Origin of the sequence: Streptomyces sp. NPDC049577 (genome assembly GCF_040675635.1) — a bacterium.
GTDB lineage: Bacteria > Actinomycetota > Actinomycetes > Streptomycetales > Streptomycetaceae > Streptomyces.
Genome location: NZ_JBFAPH010000667.1, coordinates 1 through 1051 on the forward strand (window position 1 = coordinate 1; position 1051 = coordinate 1051).

The window sequence follows — 1051 nt, forward strand, 5'->3', positions numbered from 1 at the left end:
AGCGGCCCACATGTGTCTATGTGGAGACCGGAACAGCCGACACAGTGTCCGGCGCGCCCCCCGCCCAGGCGTGGTGGGATGTTCCCGTCGCCGAGGCCGCCGCCGCGCGGGCCCTGGACTGGACGCCCCGCCACGGCCTCGACGACTCCCTCGCCGCCCTCTGGGACGCCGTCCGTTCCCGGCCCGTGGAGTCCGCGCGATGACGACCGGCGCGCGGCGGCTGCTCGTACCGCTCTACGTCCACCCGGCCGTGCACCCACGGGCGTGGGACGCGCTGCTCGACGCCGCGCCGCGGCTGTACGGGGTGGTCCTCAACGTGGCCGACGGGCCCGGCGGCCGTCCGGACCCGGACTTCGTCGCCGCCGCCCGGCGGTTGCGCGGTGCGGGGGTGCGGCTGCTGGGGTACGCCGACACCGCCTACGGCCGCCGCCCGCCCCGCGCGGTGGCCGCCGACATCCGCAGACACCGCAGGTGGTACGGCGTGGACGGGGTCTTCCTCGACCAGGCCGCGGCCCACCCCGCCCTGCTGCCCCGTTACCGCGGCCTGGTCATGACCGCCCGTGTGCTGGGAGCCCGGACGGCCGTGCTCAACCCCGGCACCCACCCCGATCCCGGCTACGCCCGCATCGCCGATCTGCTGGTCACCTTCGAGGGCACGTGGGAGGACTACCGGCGCGCCGGCGTCCCGGACTGGACCGCCGACCATCCGCCGGAGCGGTTCTGCCACCTCGTCCACGCGGTGCCCGACGGGTGCGCCGGCGACGTGGCGCGCGCGGCGGCCCGGCGCGGCGCCGGGGTGCACTGCGCGGTGCCGGGCCGGGGCCCCAACCCCTGGCAGTCCGTGCCCGACCCGCCGGCCGGGGTGCCGGCCGCGATGCCGGGGGAGGCCCGGTGAGGGCCGCGCGGACCCGTGCGGGAGCGGCGTTCGTGGTGCTGCTGCTCCTCCTGGCCGGCTGCTCCTCGGCCGGCGACGACGGGCCGGAGCCCGACGACGGCGACGGCGGCACCGCGTCGCCCGGCCGCACGCCGCCGGCCCCCGCCGGCCGCTGGC

Annotated in this window: 2 protein-coding genes; both read left to right on the top strand. The window is 79.0% G+C overall.

All coding sequences use genetic code 11. The annotated features are described in order from the left end of the window. A partial coding sequence (locus AB0K09_RS33735) for a hypothetical protein (protein WP_366069192.1) occupies nucleotides 1–203 on the top strand: 203 nt, incomplete at its 5' end. After that, nucleotides 200–895 (top strand): spherulation-specific family 4 protein, encoded by a 696-nt coding sequence (locus tag AB0K09_RS33740; RefSeq protein ID WP_366069193.1) that lies wholly within the window; start codon nucleotides 200–202, stop codon nucleotides 893–895. The genes AB0K09_RS33735 and AB0K09_RS33740, both read left to right, overlap by 4 nt. Nucleotides 896–1051 lie beyond the last annotated feature (156 nt).